At 65.0% G+C, this 24,917-nt stretch carries 18 protein-coding genes; 14 read left to right on the top strand and 4 right to left on the bottom strand.

The features are described 5' to 3' along the window. Nucleotides 1-153 precede the first annotated feature (153 nt). From AC1Q64_RS14475 to AC1Q64_RS14445, 7 genes are all read left to right on the top strand, one after another. Nucleotides 154-3,348, top strand: coding sequence for a bifunctional diguanylate cyclase/phosphodiesterase (locus AC1Q64_RS14475; protein WP_492251807.1), 3,195 nt, complete (start codon nt 154-156; stop codon nt 3,346-3,348). Nucleotides 3,349-3,512: 164 nt separating this feature from the next. After that, nucleotides 3,513-4,544 carry a GGDEF domain-containing protein gene (locus AC1Q64_RS14470; protein WP_492251806.1) on the top strand — a complete coding sequence of 344 codons (1,032 nt, stop codon included), beginning with the start codon at nt 3,513-3,515 and terminating at the stop codon, nt 4,542-4,544. 261 nt (nt 4,545-4,805) lie between these two features. Beyond that, on the top strand, nt 4,806-8,330 hold the full coding sequence (gene smc, locus AC1Q64_RS14465) for a chromosome segregation protein SMC (RefSeq protein ID WP_492251805.1): 3,525 nt from the start codon (nt 4,806-4,808) through the stop codon (nt 8,328-8,330). A gap of 226 nt (nt 8,331-8,556) precedes the next feature. After that, nucleotides 8,557-9,672, top strand: coding sequence for a cell division protein FtsZ (locus tag AC1Q64_RS14460; RefSeq protein WP_492251804.1), 1,116 nt, complete (start codon nt 8,557-8,559; stop codon nt 9,670-9,672). 14 nt (nt 9,673-9,686) lie between these two features. Continuing rightward, nucleotides 9,687-11,774 carry an NAD-dependent DNA ligase LigA gene (gene ligA / locus AC1Q64_RS14455; protein ID WP_492251803.1) on the top strand — a complete coding sequence of 696 codons (2,088 nt, stop codon included), beginning with the start codon at nt 9,687-9,689 and terminating at the stop codon, nt 11,772-11,774. Between the two features lie 115 nt (nt 11,775-11,889). Next, on the top strand, nt 11,890-14,184 hold the full coding sequence (locus AC1Q64_RS14450) for a penicillin-binding protein 1A (protein ID WP_492251802.1): 2,295 nt from the start codon (nt 11,890-11,892) through the stop codon (nt 14,182-14,184). 274 nt (nt 14,185-14,458) lie between these two features. Continuing rightward, entirely contained in the window at nt 14,459-14,884 is a 426-nt protein-coding gene (locus AC1Q64_RS14445) for a collagen-like protein (RefSeq protein ID WP_492251801.1), read from the top strand. A gap of 55 nt (nt 14,885-14,939) precedes the next feature. Here the strand turns inward: AC1Q64_RS14445 and AC1Q64_RS14440 are convergent, their stop codons facing one another. From AC1Q64_RS14440 to AC1Q64_RS14430, 3 genes are all read right to left on the bottom strand, one after another. Beyond that, a complete protein-coding gene (locus tag AC1Q64_RS14440; protein ID WP_492251800.1) occupies nt 14,940-15,182 on the bottom strand; it encodes a DUF1737 domain-containing protein in 243 nt (80 codons plus the stop codon). Nucleotides 15,183-15,190: 8 nt separating this feature from the next. Then, nucleotides 15,191-15,742 carry an NUDIX hydrolase gene (locus AC1Q64_RS14435; protein WP_015014179.1) on the bottom strand — a complete coding sequence of 184 codons (552 nt, stop codon included), beginning with the start codon at nt 15,740-15,742 and terminating at the stop codon, nt 15,191-15,193. A gap of 129 nt (nt 15,743-15,871) precedes the next feature. Continuing rightward, nucleotides 15,872-16,567: a fumarylacetoacetate hydrolase family protein gene (locus tag AC1Q64_RS14430; protein WP_492251799.1), complete on the bottom strand. Its 696-nt coding sequence runs from the start codon at nt 16,565-16,567 to the stop codon at nt 15,872-15,874. A 123-nt stretch (nt 16,568-16,690) separates the two neighbouring features. Here AC1Q64_RS14430 and AC1Q64_RS14425 point away from each other — a divergent pair, with 123 nt between their 5' ends. From AC1Q64_RS14425 to AC1Q64_RS14415, 3 genes are all read left to right on the top strand, one after another. After that, complete coding sequence (locus AC1Q64_RS14425) at nt 16,691-17,146, top strand: MarR family winged helix-turn-helix transcriptional regulator (protein WP_043566498.1); 456 nt, start codon at nt 16,691-16,693, stop codon at nt 17,144-17,146. Nucleotides 17,147-17,257: 111 nt separating this feature from the next. Beyond that, nucleotides 17,258-17,926: a maleylacetoacetate isomerase gene (gene maiA / locus AC1Q64_RS14420; RefSeq protein ID WP_492251798.1), complete on the top strand. Its 669-nt coding sequence runs from the start codon at nt 17,258-17,260 to the stop codon at nt 17,924-17,926. Next, complete coding sequence (locus AC1Q64_RS14415; protein WP_492251797.1) at nt 17,923-18,852, top strand: purine nucleoside phosphorylase YfiH/LACC1 family protein; 930 nt, start codon at nt 17,923-17,925, stop codon at nt 18,850-18,852. The genes maiA and AC1Q64_RS14415 overlap by 4 nt, the downstream gene beginning before the upstream one ends. On the opposite strand, the gene AC1Q64_RS14410 is transcribed toward AC1Q64_RS14415, so the two are convergent. Continuing rightward, entirely contained in the window at nt 18,772-19,113 is a 342-nt protein-coding gene (locus AC1Q64_RS14410) for a hypothetical protein (RefSeq protein WP_291435818.1), read from the bottom strand. The two genes, AC1Q64_RS14415 and AC1Q64_RS14410, sit on opposite strands and share 81 nt — an antisense overlap. Nucleotides 19,114-19,236: 123 nt before the next feature. On the opposite strand from AC1Q64_RS14410, the gene AC1Q64_RS14405 reads away from it, so the two are divergent. The 4 genes from AC1Q64_RS14405 to AC1Q64_RS14390 all read left to right on the top strand — a co-directional run bounded on the left by AC1Q64_RS14405 (nt 19,237) and on the right by AC1Q64_RS14390 (nt 24,680). Then, nucleotides 19,237-20,937, top strand: a complete 1,701-nt coding sequence (locus tag AC1Q64_RS14405; RefSeq protein ID WP_492251796.1) for a PHA/PHB synthase family protein — start codon at nt 19,237-19,239, stop codon at nt 20,935-20,937. Between the two features lie 70 nt (nt 20,938-21,007). Next, nucleotides 21,008-22,186, top strand: coding sequence for an acetyl-CoA C-acetyltransferase (locus tag AC1Q64_RS14400; RefSeq protein WP_492251795.1), 1,179 nt, complete (start codon nt 21,008-21,010; stop codon nt 22,184-22,186). Between the two features lie 190 nt (nt 22,187-22,376). Next, on the top strand, nt 22,377-23,834 hold the full coding sequence (locus tag AC1Q64_RS14395) for a methyl-accepting chemotaxis protein (protein ID WP_492251794.1): 1,458 nt from the start codon (nt 22,377-22,379) through the stop codon (nt 23,832-23,834). 63 nt (nt 23,835-23,897) lie between these two features. Further along, nucleotides 23,898-24,680, top strand: a complete 783-nt coding sequence (locus AC1Q64_RS14390; protein WP_291435811.1) for an EAL domain-containing protein — start codon at nt 23,898-23,900, stop codon at nt 24,678-24,680. The last annotated feature ends 237 nt before the right edge of the window (nt 24,681-24,917 follow it).

The raw sequence follows: 24,917 nt of genomic DNA, 5'->3' as shown, positions 1-24,917 counted from the left end.
GTTATGAAATATGCTCATCATTTCATAGCTTGCAAGGCATGTGGCTGTGGCGTTGGAAGCACTTTTTTCTTAAATTTTTGACCGTAACGATTTGTTGGCTCCACCGCGGCGGGATTGCCGCTATCCTGCGTGATGACCCCACTGCCTGGCCGGATGTCTGCTGGGCGACGCAAAGGCGCAGATCTGACTTCTTTCAACCCAACCCCGTTGGCTGGACTGGCACCCCAAAGCCGCTATCGGCATTGGGTGGCGGGCCTGGGTGTGGCCGCCCTGGGGTTGGTGGTGAGCCTGTGGCTGGCGCAGCACCAGGCCGCGTCGATGGCGCAGATAGACGAAGCGCGATTTACCCAGGAGACGCGGGCATTCACCGAGGCGCTGAGCCAGCGCATCGCCGGCCACACTGAGGTCGTCAATGGCCTGCGGGGGCTGTTCACCGCCAATCCGCGCTTGTCGCGCCTGGATTTTGAACGGGCCGCCAGCGAGATGGAGGTGGGCCAGCGCTACCCTGGCGTGCGCAACCTGTCTTTTACGCGCTGGGTGCCGGGGCGGGATCGCGAGGCCTATGAGGCCAGCGTGCGGGCCGACACCTCGCTGTCTCCCGAAGGTCTGCCGCGATTCAAGATCCACCCGCCCGGCGAGCGTCCCGAGTATTTTGTGGCCGAGTACCTCTGGCCCATGTTCGGCAACGAGGGTGTGCTGGGCCTCGATATCAGTGTCCAGCCCACCAACCTAGCGGCCATGCGCTACAGCCGCGACAGCGGGCAGACCGTGGTGTCTGCCCCGTTCGATCTGCTTCAGGAGGATAGACACCGCGCAGGCATCGTCATTCGCGTGCCGGTGTTTGACCCCACCGCAGGTACGGCCGAGCAGCGTTTTGTGGGGGCGGTGGCCTCCACCCTGCGGGTGTATGACCTGGTGCAGGGGTTGGGCAGCCAGGGGTTTTTGAACGGCATCGCAGTCGCCATGGCCGACCTGGGACCGGTGCGCACCGAATCAGGCGACAGCACAGTGCGCCCCTTGCTGGAACAGACGGCTCCGGGCCTGCCCGGCGCGCAGCCCCTGGTGCGCGAGCTGGGAGTGCATGACCGGCGCTGGCAGCTCACCTTCTATCCAACCCGGTCGTTCCTGACGGCATCCGAAACGCGCTTGCCGTGGCTGGCCGGGCTGGCTGCGGCGCTGGTGTCGTTGCTTTTGGCGTCCACCGTGGCCCTGCTGGTGCGCCAGCGCACCCTGGCGCTGATGCGCGCCCAGTTGTCCGACGATGCGCGGCGCGAGAGCGAAGAGCGGTTTCGTGCGCTTTTCAACCAGACCACTGTGGGTGTAGCCCAGGTAGATTCGGACACCGGCAAGTTTGTGCGTGTCAACCAGCGCTACGGCGACATCCTGGGCTACAGCCCGCAGGAAATGGTGGGCATGACTTTTCAGAGCCTCACCCACCCCGATGACCTGGCAGCGGACCTGGCCCATGTCCGGCGGTTGCAGAGCGGTGATGTGCCCGAATACCGACTGGAAAAACGCTACATCCACAAGGACGGACACGAGGTCTGGGGCGACCTGACGGTGTCATCCATGTGGGCCTCGGGCTCCGCGCCCGGCCATCACATTGCCGTGGTGCAGGACATCACTGCGCGCAAGCACATGGAAGAAAACCTGCGCGCCAATGAACAACGCCTGCGCAGCATTTTGGAGCGCCTGCCCATGGGGCTGTGCCTGGTGCAGGACGACGGACTCATCAGTTTTCGCAACGAGCGCTATGTCCAGATCTGCGGCTACACCCAGGAGGAGGTGCCCGACACCGACACTTGGTGGAGGCGTGCCTACCCCGATGCTGCAGAGCGCGACGCGATCCGCCAGAGGCTGCTGGACACCTCGCACCAGGGAGTCATTCCACTGGCCGAGTACACGATCCTCTGTGCGGACGGCAAGTACAAGCCGGTGGAGATTTCCGGCATTTTTGTCGAAGGCGGCCGCCTGATCACCATGCAGGACCTGAGCCAGCGCAAGGCCGCCGAGGAAGAGATCAACCAGCTGGCCTACTACGATCCGCTCACCCGCCTGCCCAACCGCCGCCTGCTGATGGACCGGCTGCAGCAGGCCCTGGCCACCAGTGCGCGCCACCAGCGCAGTGGCGCATTGCTGATGCTGGATCTTGACAACTTCAAGACCGTCAATGAAACCCGGGGCCACGACCGGGGCGATGCGTTGCTGCTGCAGGTGGCGCACCGCCTGCGTGGCTGCGTGCATGAGGATGACACCGTGGCCCGCCAGGGCGGCGACGAATTCGTGGTCGTGCTGGAAGACCTGGGCGAAACCCCCGAAGAGGCCGCCGCGCGTGCCGAAGACGTAGGCCAGCGCATCCTGGGTGTGCTGCGCGAGCCCTACCAGATCGATGGCGACGCGCACCACAGCTCGCTGAGCATGGGCGTCACCATCTACAGCGGTACACGCGAGACCGTGGACGAACTGCTCAAGCGTGCCGACCTGGCGCTGTACCAGGCCAAGAACGCAGGGCGCGATACCTTGCGCTTTTACGACCCCCAGATGCAGGCCGTGGTCAGCGCCCGCGCCACGCTGGAGCTGGACATGCGGGTGGGCCTCGCACAGGGCCAGTTCGAGTTGTATTACCAACCGCAGATCGACCATGGCCGCATCACCGGGGCCGAGGCCCTGCTGCGCTGGCGTCACCCGCGCGATGGTTTCATCTCGCCCGCACATTTCATCCCGCTGGCCGAGGAAACCGGCCTGATCCTCCCGCTGGGCGAGTGGGTGCTGCAGGCGGCTTGCCGGCGGCTGGCTGCCTGGGCCCAGCAGCCCGACCTGGCCTCGCTGAGCCTGGCTGTCAACGTGAGCCCACGGCAGTTCCACCAGAGCGGCTTTGTCTCCCAGGTGCTCGCGGCGCTGGCGGGTGCGGGGGCTGACGGCCACCAGCTCAAGCTGGAGATGACCGAGGGCCTGCTGCTGCAGGACGTGGAAGACACCATCGACAAGATGGGCCAGCTCAAGGGTTATGGAGTGGGCTTTTCGCTCGACGACTTTGGTACAGGCTACTCGTCGCTGAGCTACCTCAAGCGTCTGCCGCTGGACCAGCTCAAGATCGACCAGAGCTTTGTACGCGACGTGCTCACCGACCCCAACGATGCCGCGATTGCACGAACGGTGGTGGCGCTGGGCACCAGCCTGGGCCTGCGCGTGATTGCGGAGGGCGTGGAGACCGAGGCGCAGCGCGAGTTTCTGGAGCGCCACCACTGCCACGCCTGGCAGGGCTACCTGCTCAGTCCCCCTGTGGCGGTGGCCGAGTTTGAGGAACTGGTGCGCCGTACCAATGGCCCACTGGATGGGAGCCTTTGATGACGCGGGGCTTTCGTCGGGCGCATGGGGATTCCGGTGGTATGGGGCTGGCAATGCGCCGCCGTAGACCCTTTGCACCCGCAGGCTGGCAGTGCCACCTATGATGCGGGCGCTGTCCTGTTGCCATTGCCATGTTCTTCAAAAAGCCTTCGCCGCCCGCACCCATGCCATTGATGCAGGACTTTGATGCGCAGCGCGAGCGCTCGGTGATCGCCGAAATGCTGCTCAAGCGCTCGGCCAAGCTGATACTGGGGCGCAGCGAACTGGAGATCATTCGCGGGGTTTGCCAAGCCATCGTGGACGTCACCAGCCACATCCGACTGGCCTGGACCTGGTTTGGCCCTACCGATACGCACACCATCCGTCCACAGGTGTATGCAGGCCCGGCGGCGGCCTATGCCGAATCGTTGAACATCGAGCGCAACCTGCTCACCCGCATTGGCCCTGCCTTTACCACGCTGGACGGCAAGTCTGCGGGCCCTTTCACGGTGTCGCAGTTCTCACCGTTTGGGCCCTGGCGCGACGCAGCGCGCCACCACGGCATCCACCATGTGCTGGCCCTGCCCATTGCATCCACCTTCAACGGCTACAGCGGCATCTTTGTTCTTTATGCCGACCGCGATGGCTACTTTGACGAAGTCGGCGTAAACCTGTTTGCGGGGCTGGCCGAGTTGTTCGGCTCGCTCATGACGGTGGCGGCCGAGCGCCAGGAGCTGCAGCGCGCCGCCTACCACGATGCGCTCACCGGCCTGCTCAACCGCCATGCGGTGGACCTGATCGACCGGCGCGTGTACCGCGCCTCGCTGTTTGAGCCTGCCTCATCCATCCTGTTGATGGACCTGGACAGGTTCAAGAGCATCAATGACCGTTTTGGCCACGACGCGGGTGACAAGGCGCTGCAGGCGGTGGCCCGGGTGCTGACCGATACCCTGCGGCGCGGCGACGAGATCATCCGCTGGGGCGGCGAGGAGTTTCTGGTCTGCCTGCCGCAGACCGCGCTGCCTGACGCGCTGAAGGTGGCCGAAAAACTGCGCCGCGCGGTAGAGGGCATCACCGACCCTGAGCAGCTGACCGTGTCGATTGGCGCGTGCGAGATCTCCGCCCTGCAGCACCTGCCGCAGGCCGTGGCCCGCGCGGACGAGGCCCTGTTCCAGGCCAAATCCAACGGGCGTAACCAGGTGTGTGTGCTGCCTTGACAGTAGCAGTCTTTGGCTATCAAATTTGATAGCATAAAGTCCAATTTGCACTAGCGCTCCAGGCTGTTTGGGCTGGATTTTTGATGGGGGAGCGCTCGCAGGCGCTGGCCACGGACCTTGGGCCCTGGGGTCGGGCAGGCGGCGCGGTATCATTCCGGCCTTACCTACACCCGGCCCTGCCGGTGTGTTTTACGCCGGGACTGCGCACCGGCGCCCTGGTTGACCCCCGCGTCCCTCCTGCTTTTATCCGCCTTCTGATCCGTGCGTCTTACCTCGATCAAGCTCTCTGGCTTCAAGTCGTTCGCTGAACCCACCAACTTCATGCTGCCCGGGCAACTGGTCGGCGTGGTGGGCCCGAACGGCTGCGGCAAGTCCAACATCATGGACGCGGTGCGCTGGGTGCTGGGCGAGAGCAAGGCCAGCGAGCTGCGTGGCGAGAGCATGCAGGATGTGATCTTCAGCGGCACCACCACGCGCAAGCAGGCCAGCCGCGCCAGCGTGGAGCTGGTGTTCGACAACTCCGACCACCGCGCAGGCGGCCAGTGGGGCCAGTATGGCGAGGTGGCCGTGCGCCGTGTGCTCACGCGCGACGGCACCAGCAGTTATTACCTCAACAACCAGCCGGTGCGCCGACGTGACGTGCAGGACGTGTTTTTGGGCACGGGCCTGGGGCCCCGCGCCTACGCCATCATCGGCCAGGGCACCATCAGCCGCATCATCGAAAGCCGCCCCGAGGAACTGCGCCTGTTCCTCGAAGAAGCCGCTGGCGTTTCCAAATACAAAGAGCGCCGCCGCGAGACCGAAAACCGCCTCTCTGACACGCGTGAGAACCTCACGCGGGTCGAAGACATCCTGCGCGAGCTGAACGCCAACCTCGAAAAGCTTGAAAAGCAGGCCGAGGTGGCCGCCAAATACAACACGCTGCACGCCGATGCCACGCTCAAGCAGCACCAGCTGTGGTTTTTGAAGCGGGCCGAGGCCAAAGAACAGCAGAACAAGGTGCGGCTGGACGGTCTGCAGGCCGTGAACGACCTCGAATCGCGCATGGCTGACCTGCGCGCGGTCGAATCGGACCTTGAAACCATCCGGCAGGCCCACTACGCTGCGGGCGACCAGGTGAACCAGGCCCAGGGCAAGCTGTACGAAGCGACTGCCGAGGTCGGCAAGCTCGAAGCCGAGATCCGCTACGTGGTGGAAGGCCGCCAGCGCGTGGAGCAGCGCCTGGTGCAGCTGGCCGAGCAGATCGCGCAGTGGCAGACCCGCAAGGAAGAGGCCGACATCGAGCTGGAAAACCTGGCCGGTGCTGGTGTGGACGCCGAAGAACGCGCCGAGCTGCTGGCCGCCCAGGTCGAAGAGCAGGCCATGCAGCTGCCCGACCTCGAAGAGGCCCTGCGCCAGGCGCAAAGCCGCACGGCCGAGCAACGGACTGCCGTGGTGCAGGTGCAGCAGCAGATTGGCGTGCTGGCTGCAGAGCAGCGCAGCTTTGACGAGCAAAGCCGCCAGCTGGATGCCCGCTTCGAGCGCCTGCGCACCGACCGCAACGCACTGGCTGCGCCCGACGAAGCCCGCCTGACCAACCTGGGCGAACAGCTCGAAGAAGCGCAAGAGATCGCCGAAACCACCGCAGCCCGTCTGCACGAGTTGCAGGAGTCCGTGCCCCAGCTGGACGACGACCGCCGCGCTCGCCAGCAGGCCGTCAACAGCGAGAGCGCACGCCAGGCCGAGTTGTCCGCCCGCATGGAGGCACTCAAGGCGCTGCAGGAAAAGGTCAAGACCGACGGCAAGCTGCGTCCCTGGCTCGCCAAGCATGGCCTCGATGGCCTGCAAGGCCTGTGGAGCCGCATCCACATCGAACCCGGCTGGGAAAACGCGCTGGAAGCCGCCCTGCGTGAGCGACTGGCTGCGTTGGAAGTAGGGCGCCTGGACATGGTGCGCGGCTTCCTGGGCTCTGGCGGCAACGATGCGCCGCCCGCCCGCCTCGCGTTCTACAGCGCCCCGGCTGCGGGCCACCCCGAAACATCGTCACCCCATGCCCGCCTGTCGGACCTGCTGCGCCTGAACGATGCGGGCCTGCGTGCCGTGTTGGTGGACTGGCTGCAAGGCTGCTACACCGCGCCCACGCTGGACGACGCTTTGGCCCGCCGCAGCACGCTGCAGCCCGGCGAAGTGGTGTTTGTGCCCACGGGCCATGCCGTCAGCGCGCACAGCGTGAGCTTTTATGCGCAGGACTCCGAGCAGTCCGGCATGCTGGCCCGCGCGCAGGAGATCGAGCACCTCGAAAAGGAATTGCGCGCGCAGGCGCTGATCGCCGAAGAATCACGCACCGCTTTGGTCCGTGCGGAAGCGGCCTATGCCGATGCCTCCCAGCGCCTCGTGGCCGCGCGCCGCGAAGCGACCGAAACACAAAGCCGCGCCCACGAGCTGCAGGTCGAAACCCTGCGCCTCACGCAGCTGGCCGAGCAGACCCGCGCCCGCAGCGCACAGATCGACGGCGACCTGGCCGAGGTCGAAGCCCAGCTGGCCGACTTGCAGGAACGCCGCGTGGCCGCCGAGGCCCGCTTTGAAGAGCTGGACATGCAGCTGGCCGACAGCCAGGAGCGCGAGGCCCAGCTGGGCGACAAGGTCATCGAGGCCGAACGCAAACTCACCGCCTGCCGCGAACAGCAGCGCACGCTGGAGCGCCAGGCGCAGGAGGCCACGTTCTCGCAGCGCAGCCTGGAGGCGCGCCGGGGCGAACTCAACCGCTCCATCGAAACCGCCACACAACAGGCCAAGGCCCTGGCCGACGAAGAGCAGCGTGCGCGTGATGAACTCGCCCGTCTTTCTGACGCCGCAGCCCAAGGCGGCCTGCAGGCCGCGCTGGAAGTGAAGATGGAGCGCGAAAAGGCACTCTCCGCCCAGCGCAGCGAATACGACGACCTGACCACCAAGCTGCGCGCCAGCGACGAGCGCCGCATGCAGCTGGAGCGCGCGCTCGACCCGCTGCGCCAGCGCATCACCGAGTTCCAGCTCAAGGAACAGGCCGCGCGCCTGGGCCTGGAGCAGTACACCACCTTGCTGGCCGACGCCCAGGCCGACCTGGAGGCCGTGGCCCAGTCCATCGCCGAGGGCAATGTGCGCATGGGCGGCCTGCAGAGCGAGATTGATCGCCTGCACCGCGAAATCGCAGCCCTGGGCGCCGTCAACCTGGCCGCTCTGGATGAACTCAAGCTCGCCAGCGAGCGCAAGGTGTTCCTCGATGCGCAGACGGCCGACCTGACCGAGGCCATGAACACGCTGGAAGACGCGATCCGCAAGATCGACGGCGAAACGCGCCAGCTGCTGTCCGGCACCTTCGACACTGTCAACGCGCACTTTGGCCGCATGTTCCCCGAATTGTTCGGCGGCGGCCAAGCCAAGCTCATCATCACCGGTGACGAAATCCTCGATTCCGGCGTACAGGTGATGGCCCAGCCACCCGGCAAGAAGAACCAGACCATCCACCTGCTGTCGGGGGGCGAAAAGGCCCTCACGGCCATCGCGCTGGTGTTTGCCATCTTCCAGCTCAACCCCGCGCCGTTCTGCCTGCTGGACGAGGTGGACGCGCCCTTGGACGACGCCAACACCGAACGTTATGCCAAGCTGGTGTCCAGCATGAGCAAGGGCACACAGTTCCTGTTCATCAGCCACAACAAGATCGCGATGGAAATGGCCGAGCAACTGATCGGCGTGACCATGCAAGAGCAGGGCGTGTCGCGCATCGTGGCGGTGGACATGGAATCCGCTTTGTCGATGGTGGATGTATGAGCTTGCCCCCTGAGTCGCTTCGCGCCTACGCACCGCCGCCAGAGTCGGCGGCTCTTCGGACACGTCCAAGCCTGCGCAGGCAGGCTTGTTGCCGCGGCCCTCAGCCCCTCATGGGGACGACGCCCTTGCTGCGGGGCGGACCTTGGCTTGCGTCTCTAGCGCGGTCCGCGCCAGTCCGATGCGTCATGGGCGTGCGCAATGCAACGGATAGCCGAAAATTCTTTCTATGAGCACATTGCAACTGAGTCTGGCCATCATCGGTGGCCTGGTGCTGGCCCTCATCGTGGCCTACAACACCTGGACCTCGCGCCGCAACGCGCCCAAGCGCGCTTTGCCCACGGAGCACGACGCGGCTGCAGAGCCCGCGCAGCGCCTGGAGCCCGGGTTTGATGCGGGCGCGGGAGGGGCAATGCCACCTGGCGAGTTCCATGGCCTGGACCGGGGGCCGGAGCCGTCTGAGCACACGGTGGACGCGGGCGATGCCCTGCAAATGCCTGTACCCCCGTTCTCATCGGAGCGCCGGCCCGGGCTGGACCCGCTCATCGACGTGATCGCATCGCTACAGCCCGAGCATGTGGTGTCTGGCGACGCCGCCCTGGCTGCGCTGCCGCCCACACGCCGCGCGGGCAGCAAGCCCTTTGCCATCGAAGGCCTGAACGAAGCCACCCAGCAGTGGGAAACGCCCGCACCCGGTCAGCGCTACCAGTCGTTCCAGGCCGGTGTGCAATTGGCCAACCGCATGGGCGCGCTCAACGAGATCGAGTATTCCGAATTCGTCGTCAAGGCCCAGGCCTTTGCCGACACCATCAACGCCGCGCCCGACTTCCCGGACATGCTGCAGGAGGTGGCCCGCGCCCGCGAGCTCGACCAGTTCGCCAGCGACCACGACGCCCAGCTCATGTTCATGCTGCGCGCCCGCCAGGCCGCCTGGAGCCCTGGCTATGTGCAGCAGAACGCCGCGCGCCTGGGTTTCGTGCCCGGTGCCATGCCTGGTCGCCTGGTGCTGCCCGCCAGTACCCCCGGCCTGCCGCCCTTGCTCACCCTGGGCTACGACACCCAGGCCGCGCTGGCCGAAGACCCGGACCAGTCCGCGATTCGCGACATCACCCTGAGCCTGGACGTGGCCCAGGTTCACCGCACCGAGCAGCCCTTTGCCCGCCTGCGCGACGTAGCCGCCGCCCTGTGCCAGGCCATGGACGGCGTGTTGTGCGACCAGAATGGTACGCCGCTGCCCGCGATGGCCATGGACCCGATCGCTGCGGATCTGGAGCTGCTGTATGACCAGCTCGATGGGCGGGATCTGTCGGCGGGCTCTGTCCTGGCGCGGCGCCTTTTCAGCTGAGCGCTGGTGCGGTCATGACCGAGAGTTTGGACCTTTTTTCGGCCGCTGTGCCCGCGGATCAAGCGCAACCAGCTATCAAAATCAAAGCACTGCGCGACCAGCTCAACCAGTGGGCGCACCAGTACTACGTGCTCGACGAGCCCACCGTGCCTGACGCCGAATACGACCGCGTGTTCCGCGAGCTGCAGGCGCTGGAGGCCGCGCACCCCGACCTGGTCACCCCCGACTCGCCCACGCAGCGTGTGATTGGTGCGGTGATGGAGGGCCTGGCCTCCGTGCGCCACACGGTGCCCATGCTGAGCATCCACACCGAAACCGACACCGAAGCCACGGGTGCCCAGGCGTTTGATGCGCGCGTGCGGCGCGAGCTGGGCCTGACCGACGCCGACCCCGCGATCGAATACGTGGCCGAGCCCAAGTTTGACGGCCTGGCCATGAGCCTGCGCTACGAAAACGGCCGCCTGGTGCAGGCCGCCACGCGCGGTGATGGCGAGGTGGGCGAGGACGTGACGCACAACATCCGCACCATCCGGCAGATTCCGCTGACTCTGCCCGAGGGCGTGCCCGCGCTGCTCGAAGTGCGCGGCGAGGTCTACATGCGCCGCGCCGACTTTGACGCGCTGAATGAGCGCCAGCGGGAGCAGGGTGGCAAAACCTTTGTGAATCCGCGCAACGCAGCCGCAGGGGCGGTGCGCCAGCTCGACTCCAACATCACCGCCCAGCGACCGCTGAGCTTTTTTGCCTACGGCCTGGGCGCCATCACGCCGCCTGCCGAGGGTGGGCCCGTGTTCCGCACGCATTTCGAGATGCTGCAGACGTTGAAATCCTGGGGTTTTCCGGTGGCAGCGCAGGTACAAATTGCGGTGGGCGCTACTGAATTGGTAGCATTTCACCAGCAGGTGGGTGCCAGCCGCGATGCGCTGCCGTACGACATTGACGGGGTGGTCTACAAGGTCAACTCCCTGCAGCTGCAGCGCGACCTGGGCTTCAAGACCCGCGAGCCGCGCTGGGCCGTGGCGCACAAGTACCCCGCGCAGGAGATGGCCACCAAGATCGAAGGCATTGACGTCCAGGTGGGCCGCACCGGCAAGATCACGCCTGTGGCGCGTCTGGCGCCGGTGTTTGTGGGCGGCGTCACCGTCACCAACGCCACGCTGCACAACCTGTTCGAGATCCGCAAGAAGGGCGTGCGCGTGGGCGACACCGTCATCGTGCGCCGTGCGGGCGATGTGATCCCCGAAGTGGTAGGCGTGATGCCGGGCAACCGCACGGGCTATGTACCTAATTTTCAGATGCCCAAGGCCTGCCCCGTGTGTGGCAGCGCGGTGGTGCGCGAGAAGGGCGAGGCCAACCACCGCTGCACGGGCGGCCTGTTCTGTGCCGCGCAGCGCAAGGAGGCCATCCTGCACTTTGCCGCGCGCCGCGCCATGGACATCGAGGGCCTGGGCGACAAGCTGGTGGACCAGTTGGTAGATGCCAACGTGATCCGGACACTGCCCGACCTGTACCGACTGGGCCTCACATCGCTCATCGCCCTGGAGCGCATGGCAGAGAAGTCAGCCCAGAACGTGCTGGCCGCGCTGGAAAAGTCCAAGCAGACCACCTTGCCGCGTTTTCTGTTTGGCCTGGGGCTGCGCCATGTGGGCGAGGCCACGGCCAAAGACCTGGCGCGGCACTTTGGCACGCTGGACGCCATCATGGGCGCCAGCGTGGAACAGTTGCTGGAGGTGAATGATGTGGGCCCCGTGGTGGCACAGAGCCTGCACACCTTCTTCCAGCAGCCGCACAACCGCGAGGTGGTCGAGCAACTGCGCGCCTGCGGCGTGACCTGGCCCGAAGGCCCGGTGGCCGAGCGTGCCCCGCAGATCCTGGCGGGCAAGACCGTGGTGCTCACCGGCACCCTGCCGACCCTGAGCCGAGACGCCGCCAAAGACCTGCTGGAGGCCGCTGGCGCCAAAGTGGCGGGCTCCGTCAGCAAAAAGACCAGCTACGTGGTGGCGGGTGAAGAAGCCGGCAGCAAGCTCGCCAAGGCCCAAGAACTGGGCGTGCCCGTGCTGGACGAAGCCGGCATGCTGGAACTGTTGTCAGGTCAGGGTGTCTGACGGGGCACGGTGCACCATGCCCGATTCTCCTTTTGTGTTCTCTTTCCGACTCCTTCATGACCTGCCCCTGGCGGAGCGGGTCTGAAGCGACCTCTTATCTCCCGGCGATTCATTGATGCACAAGTGGCTGCTTTCTTTCCGGGCCCGCATGGCGGGCCTGTTGGCCTGGGTTCCCCGGCCCGTGCGGCGCCTGCTGCTGTGGACGGCGGTGGTGGTGCCCGCTGCGCTGCTGGTGTTCACGCTGGCGCTGGTGCCTTTTACCCCCGGCATCAGCGACATCCGCAAGGCCAAGAGCGAGCTGCCCGCGCAGCTCATGTCGGCTGACGGCAAGCTGCTGGCCGAATACCGCTGGGCCAACCGCGAATGGGTGGAGCTGAACCAGATTTCGCCCAACGTGGTGGACGCGCTGATTGCGACCGAGGACCACCGCTTTTACAAGCACTTCGGGCTGGACTGGCGGCGCACGGCGTCGTCAGTGGTGCTGACGCTGCGCGGCGACCCGCAGGGCGGCTCCACCATCACCCAGCAGCTGGCACGCAACCTGTTCCCGGAGGAAATCGGCCGCTCGCGCACCTTGACGCGCAAGCTCAAGGAGGCGATCACCGCGCTCAAGATCGAGGCGTCGTATTCCAAGGACGAGATCCTGGAGACCTATCTCAACACCGTGCCGTTTCTGTACAACGCCTACGGCATCGAGATGGCCGCGCGCACCTATTTCGACAAGTCGGCCGACAAGCTCAATGTGCTGGAAAGCGCCACGTTGATCGGCATGCTCAAGGGCACGGCCTACTACAACCCGGTGCTCAACCCCGAGCGCGCGCAGGCCCGCCGCAACACGGTGCTGTCGCAGATGGTCAAGCGCGGCAAGCTCGATGCCAAGCAGTTCGAGACCCTGCAAAAGCGCCCGCTGCGCATCAACTTCGAACGCCAGACCGAGGTCATGGGCCCGGCGCCACACTTTGCGATCCAGCTGCGCAAGCAGCTCATCGACTGGGCCGACAGCAAGGGCTACAGCCTGTATTCGGACGGCCTGGTGATCCGCACCACCATCGACTCGCGCTTGCAGGCCTATGCCAACCAGGCGGTGGCACGGCAGGGCCGGCAATTGCAAGGCGTGGCAGACACCGCCTGGACGCAGCGCAACGGCTGGGGCCCCAAGAACGAGCTGGTGCAGACCCTGGTGCGTGAGAGCGCCGAATACCGCGCAGCCGTGGACAAGGGCGACACCCCCGACGACGCGCTGAAAGCGCTGATGGATGACGCCTCCTTCATGGCCAAGCTGCGCGCCGAAAAGACACGTGTGCAGGCCGGCTTTCTGGCGCAAGACCCGGTCACCGGCCATGTGCTGGCCTGGGTGGGCAGCCGCGATTTTGCGCAAGACCCGTTTGACCATGTGCAGGCTGCGCGGCGCCAGCCGGGCTCCACTTTCAAGCCGTTCGTGTACGGCGCCGCGTTTGCCAATGGGGCCACGCCAGAAGACACGTTGATGGACTCTGCAGTGGAAATACCGCTGGGCGGCGGGCGCGTGTGGCGCCCCACCGATGGTGGGCCACCCAGCGATCAGCCCATGACGCTGGCCGATGGTCTGGCGCTGTCCAAGAACACCATCACCGCGCAGGTGATGCAGCAGGTGGGCCCGGCCCGAGTGGCCGAAGTGGCCCGCGCCCTGGGGGTGCGGCAGTCAAAGCTGGAGGAGGTTCCGTCCCTCGCGCTGGGCACCAGCCCGGTCACGCTCAAGGAAATGATCTCGGCCTACAGCAGCATCGTGAACCTGGGCCGCTATGTGGAGCCGGTGCTCATCACCAGCATCGAAGACCGCCACGGCAAGGTGCTGGAGACCTTTGCCAAGCCCGTGCCCGAAGAGGTCTTCCAGCCCCGGGCTGCCCAGACCCTGCGAAACACCATGCGCGGCGCTGTGGACCGGGGCACGGCCACGGCCATCCGCACACGGTATGGCATTCAGGCCGATGTGGCAGGCAAGACCGGCACCACGCAAGACAACACCGATGGCTGGTTCATCATGATGCACAGCCGCGTGGTGGCGGGTGCCTGGGCGGGCTTCAACGACGGGCGCATCACGCTGCGCAGCGACTACTGGGGGCAGGGTGCACGCAGTGCGCTGCCCATGGTGGGCGAGTTCATGCAGCAGGCTATCCGCAACAAGGTGATCGATGGCAACGACCGGTTTGTGGACGAGTTCGACACCAGCCCGCCACCGCCAGCCGACAGCTCGCTGGGCACCATGCGCGACTGGATCCGGGGTCTGTTCCGCACCGACCCTCAGCAGGCCCCGGTGCCTGGCATGCCGCCGCGGCCTGCGGGAGCGGGTGGTTTGCCGCCGATCACCCTCGATCCACCTGGCGCTGTTTCGCCGCCAGTGCCTGCAGAAGAACGGATCGGTGGCGAATAGGCCCTAGAGCCTTCCTGGCGACTTCGACATCCGCGCCTGCGGCACTGCTTGGCTGGGTATTCCCCCGTGGCATTTCGGCATGGAGCGCACTGGCGGCTTGATAGGCTGGGCAATCTGGGTGGCGGCCAGCGCACGGTGTAGGACGTTGTCGCCAAAGGCCGCGCCCGTCGGTTGCCGCCCACGCTAAGCGCGCAAGCGAACAGACCTTGCCAGGTGTGTCCCGCACAGTGGCCCATGCAGTCGTTGGGCTGCATGCAACGCCAAAGGACTCACCATGAAAACAATCACCACCACCTTGCTGGTACTGGCCACCCTCACTCTGGGCGCCTGCACTGGCCCCATGGGCCCTCCGGGCGCGCAGGGCAATACCGGCAACACGGGTTACACCGGCAAGACAGGCAATACCGGCTATACCGGCGCGACGGGAGCCACGGGCAACCAGGGCAATACGGGCTACACAGGTGCCACGGGCAGCATGGGGTCTACGGGCTCGACAGGAGCCACCGGTGGGCAGGGCAGCACCGGCGCTACTGGCATGCAGGGGGCTACTGGCTACCAGGGCGACACGGGTGCCACCGGCGCCAAGGGAAATACGGGCAACACCGGCAGCAAGGGCAATACCGGAAACACCGGAAACACCGGCAGTGCCGGGAGCTCGGGCGACGGCAACACCGTCATCGTGATTCCTGCCAAGCCTTGAGTGGCTGCGCGCGGCAGGTGCGTTGAGACAGCGGCCATATCGAATGGCCACTCAGTCAGACCACGGTGCCCGGCCACACGATGGCCTGCGCCACGATCACGGTGTGCCCGTTGAAAGTGGCCGCAGGGGAGCCGTACAGGCGATAGCCCAGCGCCAGCGCGTCGCTCACGCGGCGACAAAAGCTGGCGTCGTCAGGGCCGGTGAGCAGGCGGTAGGTCGGCATGCCATCGGGCGGCGCGCTGGCCTGGGTGGGCAATGCGGGCAATGCTGTCGATGCATTGGGCGTGACAACCGTCATTGCAGGGCCTATTCAATGTCGATGAAATGCATGCCCATGGTGCCCGCCTTGCGGTCGGCAAAGTAGCACTCCAGCGTTTCTTTCACGGTGCGGAAGGCCAGTTCGTCCCAGGGCACCTCGTCTTCGGCAAACAGCCGCGCCTCGATGGTTTCGTAGCCAGGGTTGAACTGGTCGCTCAGCAGCGTGGCGCGGTAGAACAGGTGCACCTGGCCCACGCGGCGCACGTTCAGCAGGCTGAATAGGGGGCCAATCTCGATCTGCGCACCGGCTTCCTCATCGGTTTCTCGGGCCGCGCCCTGGGCCGTGGTTTCGTCCAGCTCCATGAAGCCTGCGGGCAACGTCCATTTGCCCCAACGGGGTTCGATGTTGCGCTTGCACAGCAGGATGCGGCCGTCGGGCAGCGCGGGCACCGTGCCCACTACATTGAGCGGGTTCTCGTAGTGCACCGTGTTGCAGGCGGGGCAGACCGCACGCTGTTTGGTGTCGCCGTCGTCCGGCAGGCGATACACCACGGCGGTGCCACAGGCGCGGCAATGTTTGATGGGGCTGCGGTAGGTCATGCAGGGGTTTTAAGGTCAAAATGGCCGGTAGCGCTGGTGCAACATGCGCAAACAGCTATGAAAAGCATAGCAGGACGAGGCGGTGTGTGGCAAATGGTCTGCCGGGCAGTGGCGGCCGCCCGGAGGTCTTCACACCACGGCCAGGCGCAAGGGTGTGAGGCCTGCCACGCCGCCTTCGAGCGTATCTCCACGCACCACGGCGCCCACGCCCTCAGGGGTGCCGGTGTAGATCAGATCGCCGGGCTGCAACTCCCACGCGGCGGACAGGTGCTCGATCGTCTCGGCAATGTTCCAGATCAGCTGGGTTACCGTGCTGCGCTGGCGGTCCGCTCCGTTGACCTGCAGCCAGATGGATGCATTGGCCACATCGCCTGCCTGGGCCGCCGGGGTGATGGGGCCGATGGGTGCGCTGGCATCAAAGCCCTTGCCGATGCACCAGGGGCGGCCCTGTTTCTTCATGTCGTTCTGCAGGTCGCGGCGGGTCATGTCCAGGCCCACGGCGTAGCCATAGATGTGCGCAAACGCGTCTGCGGCCTGGATGTTCTTGCCACCCTTGCCAATGGCCACCACCAGCTCGATCTCATGGTGCAGGTTGGCGGTCAGGCTGGGGTAGGGCAGCTGTCCGGTTTCGCCCGCGTTGACGACCACGATGGCGTCAGCAGGCTTGAGGAAGAAGAACGGTGGCTCACGGCCGGTGAAACCCATCTCCTTGGCGTGTTCTTCGTAGTTGCGGCCCACGCAGTAGATGCGGTGCACCGGAAACCGCTCGCCGCTGCCCACCACGGGCACGCTGACCACGGGGGCCGGAGAAAACACGTAGCTCATGTCTGCCTTTCAATTGTTTTGGAGATGCCACTGAAAAACGGCGGGCGCCAAACCATGCACGCCCCGGTGCGGCAGTGTGCCATGGGCGCGGCCCCTCTGCTGGGGGGCGCTACACTCGCGCCCATGGCAAAGAGCTTCGATTTCCACAACACGCCGGGCCACCTGGTGCGCCGCGCCCACCAGCGGACCGTGGCACTTTTCATGGAAGAAACGGCCGGATTTGATGTGACGCCGGTGCAGTTCGCCATCCTGCACGAGCTGCTGGCCCAACCGGGCGAAGACCAGGTCACCCTGGCAGCCCGCGTGGCTTTTGATGCAGCCACTTCGGGTTCCGTGATCGGGCGCCTGGAAAAGCGCGGCTGGATCCGCCGTGAGCCCGACACCCGCGACCGCCGCCGCAAGCTGCTGTGGATCACCCCCGAAGGTGAAGTGGCTGCACTGCAGATGCGTGACGCCGCGCAGCGAGTGCAAGAGCGCCTGACCGCGCCGCTCACCGCCCAGGAAAGTGCCGACCTGATGGTGCTGCTCTCCAAAGTCGTTTACAACCACCAGGACCCGGCAGGCACTTCGGGCGCCTGACCTGCACGCCCCGCGCTCTCAGGCCGCAGAGGCCTGTCATCTGCGGCATGCTGGCTCCACGGTGCGCCGGTTCCGTATCCCTCACTGACCCACCAGAGGCTCCGTTCTTCCATGCAGCTGTACAACTACTTCCGCTCCTCCGCTTCGTTCCGCGTGCGCATTGCGCTGCAGCTCAAGGGTCTGGACTATGACTACCTGCCCGTGCACCTCGTCAAGGGCGAACACAAGGACCCCGAATACCAGCGCCGTATCGGTGACGCACTGGTGCCCACGCTGGTGACCGACGGGGGTACAGCGCTGTCGCAGTCCATGGCCATCATCGAATACCTGGACGAAACCCACCCCACGCCCGCCCTGCTCCCCGCCACGCCGCTGGCCCGCGCGCGGGTGCGGGCGCTGGCACAGATGGTGGCGTGCGAGATCCATCCGCTCAATAACCTGCGCGTGCTCAAGTACCTGGTGCGCGACCTGAAGGTGGAGGAGGACGCCAAGAACGCCTGGTACCACCACTGGGTGCGCAACGGGCTGGAGTCTTTCGAGCGGCAACTGGAGTTGCTGGCACAAGAGCGCGCAGCGCAGGGCATGGCGCCCTCGGTGCTGTGCTGGGGTGATACGCCCACGCTGGCCGACTGCTGCCTGGTGCCGCAGATCTTCAACGCCCAGCGCTTCAATGTCAGCCTGGACGGCCTGCCGCTCACCATGGGGGTGTTTGACGCCTGCATGGGGCTGCCTGCGTTCCAGCAGGCGCGGCCATCGGCCTGTCCGGACAACGAAGCGTGACCAACCTGCTGGCGTCCGCGTCGGCCGCGCCTGCGGGCAGCATCGCTGACTGGCTGGTGCCCGACTGGCCCGCGCCGCCCGGTGTGCATGCGCTGTTCACCACGCGGGCGGGGGGTGTCAGCCGCGCACCCTATGACCGGCTGAACCTGGGCACCCATGTGGGCGACGATCCGGTGGCGGTTGCCGCCAACCGGCAGACCTTGCAGGCTGTCCTGCAGGCCACGACGCCGGGCGCCCGCGCCGTGTTTTTGAACCAGGTGCACGGCGATGGCGTGGTGCTGCTCGACGGGCAGACCCCTGACGGCACCGAGGCCGATGCCTGTATGGCCAGCGCGCCAGGTGCCGTCTGCACCATCATGGTGGCCGACTGCCTGCCAGTGTTGCTGGCCCACCGTTCCGGCCAGGTCGTGGCGGCTGCCCACGCTGGATGGCGGGGGCTGGCGGGGCATGCAGGGCTGGGTGTGTTGGAGGCTGTTTTTAAGGGGTTTTGCCACCAAGCGCTAGTGGGCCATGTGCAAGTAGCTATCAAAAGCGGAGCAATGGCGGTGCCCGCAGTTGAGGTTCCTCACGTGGCCGCCGACACGCTGGCCTGGCTGGGGCCCTGCATCGGCCCAACGGCTTTTGAGGTGGGGGCCGATGTGCGTGCTGCGTTTTGCGATGCCCAGGACGCCACGCAGGACGCATTGATCGGAGCAGCTGCCTCCTGCTTTGTGGCCCGGGCCGATGCGCCCGGCAAGTACCTGTGCGATCTGGCGGGGCTGGCCCGGCTGCGGCTGCGTGCCATGGGCATCACCCACATCTATGGCAACGACGGCACCGCGCCGTGGTGCACCGTCACGCAGGCCTCAAGGTTCTTTTCGCACCGCCGCGACAGCGCCCCTCTCGGCGGCAGCGGGCGTCTGGCCGCCTGCATCTGGCGCGGCTGACGGCGCTGACGCAACTGGAGCAGCGCTCGCGTGGGCCGCAGCGTGCTCCGCGTCGTATGCGGCCTGTTCCGCCGCCTCCCGGGCCTTGATCTTGCGCTTGCGCGAGGGCGTGCCCAGGATGTAGACCAGGATGCCCATGGGCAGCAGGCCGTACAAGGCAAAAGTGATGATGGCACCCAGCACGGTGCCCTGGGGACTGGTGGCCTCGGCCACCGCCATCATGAGCGTGACGTAGGTCCAGGCGATGACGATGAGGTACATTGGTTTGTGTGCACTGAAAGCGTTGAATTCGTTGCCATGCACCATGGGGGTGGGCAACAATGAACCCGCGAGACAAAAACCAGGCCCCAGCCGCTGTGAGCGACCAACCATTGAGGAATGAGCATGACTTCTGAATCACCCTGGGCCGAGAGTGCCCAGCAGTTCCAGCAGATTTTCGGGCAAAGCTGGTCGCAGGCGTTGCAATCGTTTCAGAAACTGGACCTGGGGACGCAGGTACCCGCAGCTGCACCCCTGAAACTGTCGCAAACCAAGCTGCAGGCACTGCAGCAGCAGTACCTCAAAGAAGCCCAGGACCTCTGGGCGCAGGGCCTGCAGGGCACCCCCCAGGTCAAGGACAAACGTTTTGCCGGCGAGGGCTGGGCCAGCAACCCGGTGGCGGCGTTTTCTGCCGCCGCCTACCTGCTCAACGCCCGCACCCTGATGGGGCTGGCCGAAGCGGTGGAGGCCGACGAAAAGACCAAGGCCCGCATCCGATTTGGCGTGGAGCAGTGGATGGCTGCCATGGCACCCAGCAATTTCCTCGCCTTCAACGCCGAAGCGCAGAAAAAAGCCATCGAGACCAAGGGCGAGAGTATTGCCAAGGGCATGCAAAATCTGTTGCACGACATCACCCAGGGCCATGTGTCGATGACCGACGAAAGCCTTTTCGAGGTAGGCCGCAATGTGGCCACCACTGAAGGTGCGGTGGTGTACGAGAACGAGTTGTTCCAGCTGCTCGAATACAAGCCCCTCACGGCCAAAGTGTACGAGCGCCCATTTCTGCTGGTGCCGCCCTGCATCAACAAGTTCTATATCCTCGACCTACAGCCCGAGAACTCGCTGATCCGCTACGCCGTTGAACAAGGCCACCGCACCTTTGTGGTGAGCTGGCGCAACCCTGATGACAGCCTGGCCCACAAGACCTGGGACGACTACGTGGAAGACGGCGCCATGGCCGCTATCGATGTGGTGCAAAACATCACTGGCTCCGAGCAGATCAATGCGCTGGGCTTTTGTGTGGGCGGCACCATCTTGTCCAATGCGCTGGCCGTGCTGGCAGCGCGCGGCGACGGGCCCGTGGCCAGTGCCACCTTCTTGACCACGCTGATCGACTTCACTGACACGGGCATCCTCGATGTCTTCATCGACGAAGCCTTCGTGAAGTTCCGCGAGATGCAGATGGGCAAGGGTGGGCTCATGAAGGGGCAGGACCTGGCGTCCACCTTCAGCTTTTTGCGGCCCAACGACCTGGTCTGGAACTACGTGGTGGGCAACTACCTCAAGGGCGAAACGCCGCCGCCGTTTGACCTGCTGTACTGGAACAGCGACAGCACCAACCTGCCCGGCCCGTTCTACGCCTGGTACCTGCGCAATTTTTACCTGGAAAACAACCTGGTCAAGCCGGGCAAGCTTACCGTGTGCGGCGAGAAGCTGGACCTGGGCAGCCTCGACCTGCCTGTCTACATCTACGGCTCGCGCGAAGACCACATCGTTCCGGCCACGGCCGCCTATGCATCCACCCAGGTGCTGCCGGGCAAGAAGCGTTTTGTGATGGGTGCGTCAGGCCACATCGCGGGGGTGATCAACCCGCCCGCCAAGGGCAAGCGCAGCCACTGGATCCGCGCCGACGGCAAGTTCCCCGCCACGCTGGACCAATGGCTTGAAGGCGCCACTGAGCACCCCGGCAGCTGGTGGACCGACTGGTCGGGCTGGCTCAAGGGCCATGCGGGCAAACAGATTGCCGCGCCCAGAAGCTACGGCAAAGGCACCAAATTCAAGGCCATCGAACCCGCGCCCGGTAGATACGTCAAGCAGAAAGCCTGATACGCAAAAGTCCTGACTTTTGGCGCTGCGAGAATCACTGAACCACCACTCACCACTACAAGGACATTCCATGGAAGACATCGTCATCGTTTCGGCCGCTCGCACTGCTGTGGGCAAGTTTGGTGGCTCGCTGGCCAAGACACCCGCGACCGAACTCGGAGCCATCGTGATCCGCGAAGCCATCGCGCGCGCAGGTCTCTCGTCCGATCAGATCGGCGAAGTCATCATGGGCCAGGTGCTGGCAGCTGGCGTGGGCCAGAACCCCGCGCGTCAGGCTTCCATGAAGGCGGGTGTGGCCAAGGAAACCCCTGCACTCACCATCAATGCGGTGTGCGGCTCCGGCCTGAAGGCAGTGATGCTTGCCGCCCAGGCCGTGGCCTGGGGCGACAGCGAGATCGTCGTGGCCGGTGGCCAGGAGAGCATGAGCCTGGCGCCGCACGTGCTGCCCAACTCGCGTGACGGCCAGCGCATGGGCGACTGGAAGCTGATCGACACCATGATCGTGGACGGCCTGTGGGACGTGTACAACCAGTACCACATGGGCATCACTGCTGAAAACGTGGCCAAGCAATACGGTATCACCCGCGACATGCAGGACGCACTGGCCCTGGCCAGCCAGCAGAAGGCAGCTGCTGCACAAGATGCTGGCAGGTTCGCTGATGAAATCGTCGGCGTGAGCCTGGCGCAGAAGAAGGGTGACCCCATCCTGTTCAACACCGACGAGTACCTCAACCGCAAGACCAACGCTGAAGCCCTGGCCGGCCTGCGCCCCGCCTTTGACAAGGCGGGCAGCGTGACCGCCGGCAACGCATCGGGCCTGAACGATGGCGCCGCTGCTGTGGTGGTGATGAGCGCCAAGAAGGCTGCCGCCCTTGGCCTCAAGCCCCTGGCGCGCATCGCCGCTTTTGGTACCAGCGGCCTGGACCCTGCCACCATGGGCATGGGCCCCGTGCCTGCCTCGCGCAAGGCCTTGCAGCGCGCAGGCTGGAACGCCGCCGATGTGGACCTGTTCGAGCTGAACGAAGCCTTCGCCGCCCAGGCCTGCGCTGTGAACAAGGAGCTGGCCATTGACCCCGCCAAAGTCAACGTGAACGGCGGAGCCATCGCCATTGGCCACCCCATCGGCGCGTCCGGCTGCCGCATCCTGGTCACACTGCTGCACGAAATGCAGCGCCGCGATGCCAAGAAGGGCCTGGCCGCATTGTGTATTGGCGGCGGCATGGGGGTGTCGCTGGCTTTGGAGCGCTGAAGCCATGCCATCGTCCGGGGCTTCGGGTGTGACGTCCTTGCCGAGTTTTTGATCGACCAGGCTGCTGGCGACAACGAAGAGGCCGCATGTCCATGCGGCCTTTTTTTGTCTACTTTCGAATTGTGAATTTTTGGTCGGAAAATTACCGATTAGTTTATAATTTATACATCACGGTAAATTTTCGATCTCAATGTCTATTTTTTCTGAGCACCCGGCGGATTTCTCACAGGGTGCTGATGGGTTGGCCTCTGGAGCCTTGCTCGGCGACCGCGTCATCCTGGCTGCGATCGGGCTGAGTTCGCTCGCAGCCATCGCGCTGGGCTTGCAATTTGTCGATTCAGTACTGGCGTTGACCGCAGTGTTGGTGCTGGGCTCGGTTGCTGCGCTGGCCTATGCTTTGGCTCCGGGCACTCTGGTATCGCGTCTGGTGTTGTCGTTTGTGCAGGTCAGTCTGGTAGCGCTGCATATCCAGCTGGCCCGGGGCATGCTGGAGTTCCATTTCGGTGTCTTCGTGACGCTGGCGCTCTTGTTGGTGTATCTGGACTGGCGGCCGATTGTCTGGGCGGCTGCGTTGTTTGCAGTGCACCATGTGTTGTTTGATCGTCTCCAAGCGGCAGGGGTCGGCCTGTATTGCATCACTGCCCCTGACCTGGGTCAGGTGATGTTGCACGCGCTGTATGTGGTGATCCAGACGGTGCTGGAGGTTATCCTGGCCGTGAAGATGGGCCGAACGGCCCAAGAATCCGCCGAGCTGCGGCGGTTGACTGCGTCGCTGGCGCATGGCGACCGCATCATGCTGGACATGTCGAGCTTGTCAGTGCACACGCTAGGCGGACGGGCACTCAAGGAAGCCTTGGACCGCATGCATCAGACCGTAGCTACCGTGCAGCAGGCCGCAGCCGGCATGGCGGTGGCGTGCGAAGAAATAGCAAGCGGAGCGCAAGACCTGTCTGTTCGGACCGAACATGCAGCCAGTAGTTTGCAAGCCACGTCTGCCAGCATGGAGCAGTTGACAGGCACCGTGGGGCAGACAGCCGCTGCGTCCGCCGAGGCCAATACGCTGGCGGTGTCGGCTGCAGGGGTAGCCCGGCGCGGTGGTGACGTGGTGGGCCAGGTGGTCCGCACCATGCGCGATATCAACGAGGGATCGGCCCGCATTGCAGACATCACGGGCGTGATTGACTCCATCGCGTTTCAGACCAACATCCTTGCCCTCAATGCTGCTGTGGAGGCAGCCCGTGCCGGGGAGCAGGGGCGGGGATTCGCAGTGGTGGCGACCGAAGTGCGCGGGCTGGCGCAGCGCTCGGCGCAGGCGGCGCGCGAGATCTCGGGCCTGATCAGCGCATCGGTGCAAAAGGCGTCACAGGGCGGGCAACTGGCTGACGAGGCGGGTCGCACTATGGCCGATGTGGTGGGATCGGTACAGCGTGTGAGTGCCATGATGGGTGAGATTCATACCGCAGCCAGAGACCAGTCTTCCGGCATAGCGCAGGTCAACCAGTCGGTGGGCCTGCTCGACCAGATGACGCAGCAAAATGCCGCGCTGGTGGAAGAATCGGCTGCCGCTGCCGCGACCCTCAAAAGCCAAGCCGACCGGTTGGCTGAGGCGGTCGCGGTTTTTGTGCTTCAGGCGCAAACGCCGCGCTAGGGCCATGGTCTGCGTGGCACTACGAGGCAGCGGCTTTGTAATGATGCGTTACCATGTTCTCCCATGACAGTGACCATTTTTGCCCAACCCTTTGAACCCGTGGGCTGCCAATCCTGTCGTGACAAGACGCAGCTTCCGTTCGACTTCACGATGGCGTTCCAGCCCATCATGGACCTGGAGTTGGATCGTCCGTTCGCCTACGAAGCGCTGGTGCGCGGTGTGGATGGCGAATCGGCTGGTACGGTACTGTCGTGGGTGAATGACACCAACCGCTACCGGTTCGACCAGGCGTGCCGCGTCAAGGCGATCGAGTTGGCGTCTCGTCTGGGGCTGGCAAGCCTGCCGGACTGCCGACTGAGCATCAACTTCCTGCCCAATGCGGTGTACCGGCCCGAGACCTGTATCCGCGCCACCATGGAGGCGGCTGAAGAGTTCGATTTTCCGCACAACCGGATCATGTTCGAGGTGACGGAGGGCGAGCAGGTCAGCAATGGTGCGCACCTGAAGTCCATCTTCAACGAGTACCGACGCCAAGGCCTCATCACGGCCATCGACGACTTTGGTGCGGGCTACGCGGGGCTGAACATGCTGGTGCAATTCCAGCCCCATGTGCTCAAGATTGACATGGAGCTGATTCGCAGCATTGACCGCGACCCTGTGCGGCAGGCGATCGTATGCGGCATTGTGTTGGTGTGCCAGCGTTTGTCCATCGACATTGTGGCGGAGGGTATCGAAACCTCGGCTGAATCCGCCTATTTGAAATCGGTGGGCGTTCGCTACCAGCAAGGCTATCTGTTCGCCAAGCCGGGATGGGAATCCCTGCCGCTGGCGCCACGGCACGCTTAGCCCACTGGGGCTCCTAGTCCAGGGCCAGTCCCTGCGGGGCAGTCTGCAGCCGCCTAGCCACCGCCTGAATTTGGTGCGTCTACTGGCACAACATCGGTGCCCCTCCGCTAAGCTGGTCTTGCGTCAACTGTATGACGCATGTGGATATGTCAAAAAGGAAAGGGCTTCAGTGTTTTCCTTCACGGCGGTGCCCGATTTCTTCGGTAGAGTGGGTCCTGATCCAATCATCAACAAGGA

It is taken from the genome of Acidovorax sp. GW835-FHT14G06 (assembly GCF_058793595.1).
This window is presented reverse-complemented; position numbering and strand designations above follow the sequence as displayed.